Origin of the sequence: Nocardiopsis sp. JB363, assembly GCF_900143625.1 — a bacterium.
Classification (GTDB): domain Bacteria; phylum Actinomycetota; class Actinomycetes; order Streptosporangiales; family Streptosporangiaceae; genus Nocardiopsis.
In genome coordinates this window covers 1-1,916 of sequence record NZ_FRFF01000194.1, presented here as the reverse complement: position 1 = coordinate 1,916, position 1,916 = coordinate 1, and the positions used below count along the sequence as shown (strand labels likewise).

The 1,916-nt window shown below is 65.7% G+C and carries 2 protein-coding genes; both read left to right on the top strand.

All coding sequences use genetic code 11. From position 1 onward, the window contains the following. The first annotated feature begins 818 nt into the window (after window positions 1–818). Window positions 819–1,442 (top strand): DUF6230 family protein, encoded by a 624-nt coding sequence (locus tag BQ8420_RS28940; RefSeq protein ID WP_087103284.1) that lies wholly within the window; start codon window positions 819–821, stop codon window positions 1,440–1,442. Further along, entirely contained in the window at window positions 1,433–1,876 is a 444-nt protein-coding gene (locus tag BQ8420_RS28935) for a DUF6114 domain-containing protein (RefSeq protein ID WP_235006553.1), read from the top strand. Before BQ8420_RS28940 ends, BQ8420_RS28935 begins: the two co-directional genes overlap by 10 nt. Window positions 1,877–1,916 lie beyond the last annotated feature (40 nt).

Genomic DNA, 1,916 nt, shown 5'->3' with positions numbered 1-1,916 from the left:
GGCCCCGTTGTGCTTCTTCTGCTTTGCGTTTCCGCTGGGCTTTTGAAGCGACTCTTCGAAGTTTACATGCTCCGAGCACCGCTCGAACCAGGTTGCTGTGAAGAGGATGTCTGTGATCGCGGCCCGGGTCCGAGTCGGCCCCTGAGGGCCGCTCACCGTTCCGCGGCGACTTGGAGAACACTACCCCCACCTCGCGCACCGAGCAAACCGATCCACCTGTGTCGCCGGTCACTCCCCCTCTCCCGCGTGACCCACCTCGACCGGAGCGCGCCATTTCTTCCCTCGTGTCCAGTTATGAACTCCCACGTCCACTCCACGCCCCCGCGTCCCGCGCGTGCGCGCGTTCCTCTTATTGCCCCTGGCCCCCACCTGCACCCCGGGGCAGTGGCCGGCACCCCCCAGCCCTCCTGCGAAGCCGACGTCTCTCATCGTCCCGCGCCACTCACCGAACTGATGAATACCGACCCCCTCAACGCTCAACCCCATGACAAATACACATCCCTTCCTTATTGTTTCGAGCACACTCGACTCACCTCGATTCACGGCGTTCATTTTCTGTCATCACCACAGGTCAGAGCCATCACATAACCCCACTTTCACCGACCAAGATCATTTCCGGGCAAAGGCGTTCCTGGGCAAGGGAACCGCGAAACCACTCTTGTAATCCTTTGGAATCCGGCACATGATGTCGACGTCGCCGGAACGGATTCCGCTCCGGCGGCTCCCCGCACCGCGGGGAGGAAGCAGACCAGGTCGCGTGCCGGAAGTTCGGGGGAACGGCAGGCGCAGCGCGACCATGCACCGTTGGAAGGACATGCATGGACCCCACATCCCCCGATAGCCACACCAGTTGGCGCAGGTTCGCCCTCTTCGCCGTCCCCGCGGGGACCGCGATCGGCGGCATCCTGATGGCCATGGCCAGTGGTGCGCTCGCGGCCACGTTCAGTATCTCGAACCAGGAGTTCAAGATCTCGGCCGACGAGATGACCGGTACCGGATTCGCGCAGTTCGGCTGGGTCAACGCGACCGTCCGCGACGATCCTTCCCCCGCGGCGGTGGCCGGTATCCGCGAGGCCGAGATCGTGGGCCTCTGCCAGTCGGTTCTGACCACCGATTTCCCGCTGATCGGCAACGTCTCGTTGATGCTGACGGCGGGGGACGCGGGAACCCCGGTGGAGGCCTCCGACCTGGTCATCGACATGGACCAGATGGACGGTAACGCGGTGTTCGACAACATCGAGATCGGCCGGGACGCCTCCACCCTGGACAAGGGTCCCGAGGGTCTAGGCCGAGGCCAGGGGCACACCGAACTGTTCGGGATGCAGTCCGACAGCATCGTGGTCGAGGATCTGGAGCAGACCGCACGGGCCGCGTCCGCCGGAACCTTCCGCCTCCACAACCTGAGCCTCGGCATCTCCCTGGGAGACGACGAGTGCTTCTGACCCCGTTCCGACGCCTGTGGGCCTCCTGGTCGCGGTGGCGCAAGCGGCGCCCCTTCGCCGGTGGACTGCTGATGATCCTCGCCGCGGTGGAGATGGTCCTGGCCGCCCGGCTACCGGTGGATTTGATGCTCCACCTGGGTATCGGTGCGGTCTCCACCCTGGTCTTCAGCGGCATGTTGGTGGTCCTCGGGCTGGTCACCTGGTTCACCCCGAACCAGCACGTGATCACCGGCAGTTTCGCCGGGTTCATCGCCTTGGGCGCACTCGTCCTGTCCAACCTCGGCGGTCTCGTCGTCGGCACCTTGTTGGCCTTGGTCGGTGGTGGGCTCGCCTTCGCGTGGCGCCCCACGGCACGACCACCGCGGCGCGAACGTGGGCGTCGCCGCAGGAGGAAGTCGGTGGCCGCCGCTCCTCCACCGTCCCTCGACGGCTGACGCCCCGAAGACCCCCGAAGCCCCCCAGGGACGCATGGCC

Excerpts from the sequence above, each read along its gene's own strand:
- BQ8420_RS28940 (WP_087103284.1), top strand. The coding sequence starts at position 819 with ATGGACCCCACATCCCCCGATAGCCACACCAGTTGGCGCAGGTTCGCC.